Origin of the sequence: Dactylosporangium sp. NPDC051485 (assembly GCF_040682015.1) — a bacterium.
Classification (GTDB): domain Bacteria; phylum Actinomycetota; class Actinomycetes; order Mycobacteriales; family Micromonosporaceae; genus Dactylosporangium.
Genome location: NZ_JBFAZW010000212.1, coordinates 1 through 6,531 on the forward strand (window position 1 = coordinate 1; position 6,531 = coordinate 6,531).

Annotated in this window: 6 protein-coding genes and 1 pseudogene; 2 read left to right on the forward strand and 5 right to left on the reverse strand. The window is 74.4% G+C overall.

From position 1 onward, the window contains the following. From AB0M46_RS50545 to AB0M46_RS50560, 4 genes and pseudogenes are all read right to left on the reverse strand, one after another. Positions 1 to 1,287: pseudogene (locus AB0M46_RS50545) on the reverse strand (hypothetical protein); the annotation flags it as partial. 19 nt (positions 1,288 to 1,306) lie between these two features. Continuing rightward, the gene (locus AB0M46_RS50550) at positions 1,307 to 1,831 is read right to left on the reverse strand and encodes a hypothetical protein (protein ID WP_363348790.1); all 525 of its coding nucleotides are present in this window, start codon (positions 1,829 to 1,831) and stop codon (positions 1,307 to 1,309) included. Between the two features lie 33 nt (positions 1,832 to 1,864). Next, positions 1,865 to 2,047, reverse strand: coding sequence for a hypothetical protein (locus AB0M46_RS50555; RefSeq protein WP_363348792.1), 183 nt, complete (start codon positions 2,045 to 2,047; stop codon positions 1,865 to 1,867). Positions 2,048 to 2,201: 154 nt separating this feature from the next. Beyond that, positions 2,202 to 2,930 (reverse strand): ABC transporter ATP-binding protein, encoded by a 729-nt coding sequence (locus tag AB0M46_RS50560; protein ID WP_363348794.1) that lies wholly within the window; start codon positions 2,928 to 2,930, stop codon positions 2,202 to 2,204. Between the two features lie 62 nt (positions 2,931 to 2,992). Here AB0M46_RS50560 and AB0M46_RS50565 point away from each other — a divergent pair, with 62 nt between their 5' ends. Together AB0M46_RS50565 and AB0M46_RS50570 are read left to right on the forward strand one after the other, a co-directional pair. Beyond that, positions 2,993 to 3,580 (forward strand): PadR family transcriptional regulator, encoded by a 588-nt coding sequence (locus tag AB0M46_RS50565; protein ID WP_363348796.1) that lies wholly within the window; start codon positions 2,993 to 2,995, stop codon positions 3,578 to 3,580. A 250-nt stretch (positions 3,581 to 3,830) separates the two neighbouring features. Then, on the forward strand, positions 3,831 to 5,330 hold the full coding sequence (locus AB0M46_RS50570; RefSeq protein ID WP_363348798.1) for an ABC transporter substrate-binding protein: 1,500 nt from the start codon (positions 3,831 to 3,833) through the stop codon (positions 5,328 to 5,330). Between the two features lie 82 nt (positions 5,331 to 5,412). Here the strand turns inward: AB0M46_RS50570 and AB0M46_RS50575 are convergent. Then, a partial coding sequence (locus AB0M46_RS50575; RefSeq protein WP_363348800.1) for an RICIN domain-containing protein occupies positions 5,413 to 6,531 on the reverse strand: 1,119 nt, incomplete at its 5' end.

Below are 6,531 nucleotides of genomic sequence, written 5' to 3' on the forward strand. Positions count from 1 at the left end.
GAGATCCGCACCTACTCCGGTTGTCACCGTCACCAGGGCGGTCTGGCGATCTACGTCCTCTACGGCGAGGGCTACACCACGTGCGAGGGTGAGCGTGCGCAGCGCGGTGTCGGCGGCGTCGGGCGGCACCTGCACCACGCCCCCGGCGCGCAGCCGCGAGCGCCAGATGTCGGGCGGGTTGGTCACCGGCCGCGGCGCCGGGCCCGGCGTCCAGTAGCTGTCCACGACCAGCGGCGGCCCGGTCGTGCGCTCGGCCAGCAGCCGCCGGTAGGCCTGCTCGGTGGTCACGGTCTCGCGCACCACCACCGCTCCCCCGCCGCCCGGCCGGGCGGGGCCGAGCAGCGCGCCGAGGCCGGCCGGGTCCACGCCGGCGGCCATCCGGTCGGCCGCGGCCGCGGGCAGCCGGCGCACGCTGACCTGGTCCTGGTCGTCGAGCTGGAGGCGGTCGGCCAGCACCATGGGTATCGGACCGCCCGGGCCCGCACCATCCTGGGGCAGGAAGCTCCCGGACGACATCGCGCGGTCCAGGCCGGCCAGCGCCGCCTCCGCGGCCGGGTCGACGGCGGCCACGAGCATCGGCACGCTCCAGCGCACCTGCACGGCGACCTGCCCGCCCGGGGGCGCGGTCCAGCCGCCGCCGAACGGGCCGCTCCCGCGCGACCAGCAGGTGCCGGTGCGCCTGGCCCCCGCGGCGAACGGGTCGGCGCCCGCGGCCGGCTCCGGGCAGACCAGCGTCCGGCGCCCGTCCGGGCCGACCTCGACGGCGCCGAAGGGGCCTGGGCTGTTGTCGGGCGCGCGCAGCTCGACCCGGCCGTCGGTGACGTAGGTGTACGACGCGGCGGGCTCCTCGAAGCGGGACAGCCCGCGGTCGGTCGTGTGGGTCACGTCGGCGACGAACAGCTCGCGGCCCGACGCCGCGGCGGGCACGGGCACCGGCACGGAGACCGGCAGCAGCACGTACCCGACGACGGCGATCGGCGCCGCCACCTCCACACCGGCGATGCCCCGCACGGCCCGGTACTGCGCCTGGCTGATCCCGCCCGTGCCGTCGCCGAGCGGGTCGGGACGCACCAGCCCGTCGCCGTCCGGCCCGTGCCCGGCGGGGCGGACCAGGATGTCGTACGGGCCGCGGCTGCCCGCCTCGACGGTGTCGCGCACCTCCAGCCGCTCGGCGTCGAGGTGCCCGGTCAGCACGGTGAACGTCGTCGCCGCGGCGGCCACGGCGAGCACCTGGGCGGCGCTGCGCCGCGACCGCCGCCGGATCTGGTGCCAGACAAGCCGGATCACGTCGCCGCCGCGCCTCGCCTCATGCGCCGCTCAGGCCGGCCAGGTGTGGGAGCTCGGCGGCCGAGTGCGTGGTGGCGATGACCTGGCCGGCCGCGTCCACCAGGACGTACTGCGGAAAGAGCCGGACGCCGTAGCGCCCCGCCCGCACGCCCGGCTCCGGCTCGTGCACGACGGTGGCGATCCCGTGCAGGAACGAGGCGAGCCCCGCGCCGCCCCGCTCGTCGCCGACGATGACCGCGACGACCTGCCCGCCGGTCCCGGCGAACTCGCGGGCGTAGGGCAGGAAGCGCGGCAGGCTCTGCCGGCAGCCCGCGCAGCTGACGGAGTAGAAGGCCAGCAGGCGCGGCCCGCCGGCGGCCTCGACGCCGGGCGGCAGGTCCAGCGCCGGCGCCGGCCGGCCGATCTCGGGCCCGCTGCCGGGCAGCGGCCGGTGGGCCGGGGCCGCGACCCCGTGCCGCAGCCGCCGGATCATCAGCAGTACCAGGCCGAGCGCGGCGGTCGCGGTGACCGCGGCGTACCCGGCCAGCGCCTGGGTGGCAGCCATGTGCGTCTTCCCGTCGGTATCAGCAGCGGCCGGTCAGCAGCGCCCGATCTTGAACCAGTTGCCGCACAGGTAGGAGCAGTCCGGCTGGAAGCAGCACTGCCGGGAGTAGTAGACGCCATTGCCGTCGCACAGGTACTCGTAGGTGCAGTCAGGCGCGCAGCCCTCGCTCCGCGCGGGGAGCAACGCCCTCGAAAGCTTGGTCAGAACAGCGGACATGATGCCACTCCTCCGGGAATCGGCCGGCGGCCCCACACGCCCCGGCCGGACAGTCCCCGACCGTAAGAGCGCGATTACCTTGGGTCAAGGCACTTAGCGACTATGTATTCGTTGTTCGCCTCGCTGCCACTCAATGATCAGCCTCGATCAATGATCAACCCGGCCCGGTGACACGGCGCAGCATGACGTCGGGATCGGGGGCGTCCAGCACGCGGTCGTCGACCACCGCGCCGTCGCGCAGCCGGACCAGCCGGCCGCACTGGGCCGCCACCGCGGGGTCGTGGGTGGCCAGCACCATCGTCATCCCGTGCTCCTGCTGCACCTCGGCCAGCAGGTCGAGCAGTTCCTCGCCGGTGCGGGAGTCCAGGCTGCCGGTCGGCTCGTCGGCCAGCAGCAGCCGGGGGCGATTCACCAGCGCCCGGGCCACCGCGACCCGCTGCCGCTGCCCGCCCGACAGCCGCTCGGCCGGCACGTCGGCCACCCCCGCCAGGCCCACCGCGGCGAGCAGCTCACGGGCCCGGGCCCGCTTGTCGAAGTCCACCCGCAGCGGCAGCACCGGCAGCATCACGTTGTCGGCCGCGCTCAGCGTCGGCAGCAGCCGGTAGTTCTGGAAGATGAGCCCGACCCCGGCCCGGTGGCGGGCGGCCGCCCGGCGCGACAGCGCGTGCAGCGCCACCCCGTCGACGACGATCTCGCCCCGGTCGGGCCGGTCCAGCGCACCGATGAGGTGCAGCAGGGTCGACTTGCCCGAGCCCGACGGCCCGGTGAGGGCGAGCGTCTGCCCGTGCGTGATGTCGAGGGTGACGTCGTCGATGGCGGTCACCGTGGCGGTGCCCTGCTGGAACCGGCGGGTGACCCCGGCGAGGGAGATGTGGGTGCTCATCGCGGTGTTCTCCCGAAGTGCACGAATCGGCGAGCTGCGCCGATGTCCCTAGACTGTAGGCCGTGCCGATCCAACACGCGGTGCTGGCCCTGCTGACCGATGGGCCCAGCTACGGCTACCAGCTGCGGACCAGCTTCGAGCGGGCCGTCGGGCCCCAGTGGGGCGGGTTCAACATCGGCCACGTCTACCAGATCCTCGACCGGCTCTCCCGCGACGGGCTGGTCAGCGGGCGCACGGTCCAGCAGGAGACCGGCCGCCCCGACCGGACCATCTACCGGATCACCGCGGCCGGCCGCCGAGAGCTGGACAGCTGGCTGGCCGAGCCGGTGGTGCGCACGGCCGGCTTCCGCGACGACTTCCTGCTCAAGGTGCTCGCGGCGGCCCGGCGCGGACCCGACGCGGTGCTGGAGGTCTGCCAGACGCAGCGCAACGCGCGGATGGCCGAGCTGCAGACGCTGCGGGCGCTGCGCCGCCAGCACCGCGAGGAGCCGCTGGCCGGGCTGACCATCGACGCCGCGATCCTGCACACCCAGGCCGACCTGAAACTCATCGACGCCGCCGAGGAGCGCGCCCACCACCCGCAGCTGGCCGTGCAGGTCGAGGACTCGGCCGCCCCGCCGGCGACGGGCCGCGCGCGTGCCGCCATGTGAAACTCCACCCCGGCGTCACGTCCGCGTCACATTGCGCCGGTAGACCCGATCCGTCGGACAACACGGACCGAGGAGCGGGGCCACGGATCCTTCCCACGCCAGGGCGGCGCTGGCGAGCCTGCTCGCGCTGACCCTGCTGTCGTCGTGCACCGACGCGCCGGAGCCGCCCGAACGGCCGCGCGCCGGCGGGACGCTGCACCTGCTGCGCACCGACCACGGCATCGCCCACCTCGACCCGCAGCTCGACGTCGTGGCCGAGGACGCGGCCCTGGCCGGCGGCTTCCTGCAGCGCACGCTGACCGCCTTCCAGCCGGCCCCGGACGGCGGGCGCCTGGTGCCCGACCTGGCCACCGACACCGGCCGGCCGGGTCCGGACGCGCGGTCCTGGACGTTCACCCTGCGCGACGGGGTGTCCTTCGAGGACGGCACGCCGATCGGCTGCGCCGACGTGAAGTACGGCGTGGCCCGGGCCTTCGCCACGCGGGAGCTGCCCGGCCCGCGCGCGGCCGGGATACGGCTGCTGGACATCCCGCTGGACTCGGCCGGGCGGCCGGTATACCACGGGCCGTACACGACGGGCGGCAACGACGTGGCGGCCTTCGACCGGGCGGTTGCCTGCTCCGCCGACCAGCGCTCGATCACCTTCCGCCTGGCCCGACCGGCCGGCGACTTCAACGGCGCCGTGTCGCAGCTGGCGTTCAGCCCGGTACCGCGGCGGGCCGACACCGGCACCGGGTACGACGGGCATCCGGTCGCCTCCGGGCCGTACCGGATCGCGGAGACCGTCCCCGGCGAACGGCTCGTGCTCGTGCGCAACGAGCACTGGAGCCGCGCCAGCGACCCCTACCGGCCGGCCTATCCGGACCGCATCGAGCTCGACTCGGGGCTCAGCGCCGCGGCCGTCGCCGCCCGCCTGGCCTCGGACACCGGCCCGACCACCGCGCTGGCCGACGACGACCCCGGCGCCGACGGGTCCGGGCGGTGGGTCGAGGGCTACCAGCCGTTCGTGCGCTACCTGGCCATCGACACCACGAAGGTGCCGCTGCTGCCCCAGCGGCAGGCCATCCTCGCCGCGGTCGACCGGGCGGCGGCCAACGCCGCGTTCGGCGCGCCGGCCGGCGCCGAGGCGGACGGGCTGATCAGCCCCAGCCTTGGCGCCGCGCACGAGCCGACGCACCTGTGGGACTCGCTGCTCGGCCAGCGCATCGGCGAGCACGGCGACCCCGACTACGCCCGCCGGCTGATCGAGCGCTCCGGCGCGCCCATGCCCGCGCTGACCCTGGACTACGACCAGGCGCCGGCCAACGACGCGGTGGCCCGGGTCGTCGTGGACTCGCTGCGCCGGGCCGGCATCGCGGCGACCGCGCGGCCGATCGCGCGGGCGCAGTACTACCGCACGGTCTCCGACCCCTCAGCCGCGGGCGAGCTCATGCTCTCGGCGTGGGGCGCCGACTGGCCGAGCGCCGCGACGGTCGTCCCGCAGCTGCTCACCATGGCCGGGGGCCACGACCTGTCCCGCTTCGACGACCACGCGTTCGCCTCCGAAGCGGCGACGGCGGCCGCCGAGCCCGACCCGGCGGCCGCGGCCCGCGCCTGGGCCCGGCTCAACCGGACCGCGATGGCGCAGGCCGTGGCGATCCCGCTGCGCTTCGACCGCGAGCGCCGCCGGGTCGGCGGCGGCATCGGCGACGCGTACATCTGGCCGGCCTACGGCACGCTGCCCTACCCCGCCATGTGGATCCGCGCCTGACCCCGGCTCACCGGGGTCAGGCGCGGCCTGGTACGCCGCGCCCGGTCCTCGACGCCGGCGCGGCCGAGCTCACGGCAGGTGCTCAGCCGGTGAACTGGCGGAAGATGTTGCTGAAGGCGTAGTTCGACTGGCTGATGCCGCTGCAGGTGCCGCTCAGGGTGCCGGTGGCGCAGCCGAAGTCGCGGTTGATCGCCCAGAAGCTCAGCCGGGCCATGTGCTGCTGCTGCGCGAAGGTGAGCAGCAGCTGCGCGTCGGCCAGGGTGAACTTCTCGGTCGGATTGTCGTTCTGACCGATCATCGGGGTTGCCGCGATCATGGCCCACAGCTGCGCGTCGCTGAGCGCGGGCAGCAGCACCTTCAGCTGGCCCTGAACCTTCTTCAAGGCGTCGATGCTGGCCTGACCCATCCGGCTGCCGGACACGCCGTCGTAGTAGTCCATGGTCATCAGGTTGACCACGTCGAATGCGAGGCCGCGGGCGACCGCCGACTGCAGGACGTAGAGGTTCTCGGCGTTGAGGCCGCCGGCCGGGCCGACCCCGAGCGTGAACGAGAGGTGGAACGCCTTGCCGGCGGCGCGCTGGTTGTCCTGCATGATCTTCAGCGCGTCGTTGCGCTTGTCGACCACCGCGCGGTCGAGGTTGTTGTGCACGTCGCCGTGCTCGGCGTCAATGTCGAGGTACGTCGTCGCGTACGCGGTCAGCACGCTCTGGTACGCGGCGGCGATGGCCGCCGGCGTCGAGCAGTGGCTGACCAGGTCATCCGCGTCCCAGCCGCCGGAGGAGACGATGATGTCGCCGCCCATCGCGCGCAGCCGGGCCACGTTGCCCCGCAACCGGGTGTCGTCGGTCGACCAGATCGGCTGGCAGTTGCCGGTGCCGTTGACGAATCCGAGCGTGTAGAACTTCTGCCCGCTGTCGGTGGCGAACTTCGCCACGTCGTCACCGATGAACGTGGCGATGTAGGGCGCGAAGGGAAACGCCTTGGTGGTCGGCGGGTTGCTGGTCGGCGGGGTGCTGGTGGGCGGGTTGGTGGGGCCACCGCCGGGCAGCGTCCACTTCTGGTTGGCGCCGCCGCCGCAGGTCCAGATCTGCAGCCGGGTGCCGTCGGCCGAGCTGACCCCGGTCGCGTCGAGACACTTGCCGGACCCCGTGTTGACGAGCTGACCGTTGCTCGCCGTCCACTTCTGCGCATTCGTGCCATT

Excerpts from the sequence above, each read along its gene's own strand:
- AB0M46_RS50550 (WP_363348790.1), bottom strand. The coding sequence starts at position 1,831 with ATGGCTGCCACCCAGGCGCTGGCCGGGTACGCCGCGGTCACCGCGACC.
- AB0M46_RS50555 (WP_363348792.1), bottom strand. The coding sequence starts at position 2,047 with ATGTCCGCTGTTCTGACCAAGCTTTCGAGGGCGTTGCTCCCCGCGCGG.
- AB0M46_RS50560 (WP_363348794.1), bottom strand. The coding sequence starts at position 2,930 with ATGAGCACCCACATCTCCCTCGCCGGGGTCACCCGCCGGTTCCAGCAG.